Source organism: Acinetobacter sp. NIOH-H-8, from assembly GCF_046635365.1.
GTDB lineage: Bacteria > Pseudomonadota > Gammaproteobacteria > Pseudomonadales > Moraxellaceae > Acinetobacter.
In genome coordinates this window covers 1-406 of the sequence record NZ_JBHDVN010000292.1, presented here as the reverse complement: position 1 = coordinate 406, position 406 = coordinate 1, and the positions used below count along the sequence as shown (strand labels likewise).

The 406-nt window shown below is 51.0% G+C and carries 1 protein-coding gene; it reads right to left on the bottom strand.

What is annotated here, in order from left to right; all coding sequences use genetic code 11:
• A partial coding sequence (locus ACEWB7_RS18295; RefSeq protein ID WP_411581133.1) for a phosphoribosylaminoimidazolesuccinocarboxamide synthase occupies nt 1-405 on the bottom strand: 405 nt, incomplete at its 3' end.
• Between the last annotated feature and the right edge of the window lies 1 nt (nt 406).

Here is a 406-nt window from a genome sequence, read left to right as displayed (position 1 = left end):
GCCAAAGGTTTCGCAGTAAGATTCGTTGACCATCGGATCGTGCATGGCGTCGTTTTTCAGGAACAGATCGAACAGCGGCGGGTTCAGCTCAATACCTTCTTCGATTCCAAGACGTTTCACCAGAGAGCCAGCAGCACGGTTACGCACGACACACTCAACCGGCACCATATCCAGCTTTTTCACCAGACATTCGGTATCGGAGAGCAGACGCTCCATTTGAGTCGGGATACCCGCTTCAGCCAGTTTGCTCATAATGAAGTAGTTGAACTTGTTGTTCACCATACCTTTGCGATCAAACTGCTCAATGCGCGCGCCATCCCCTGCTGACGTATCATTGCGGAATTCGAGCACCAACAGGTCCGGGTTTTCCGTGCTGTATACGGTTTTCGCTTTACCACGATACAAC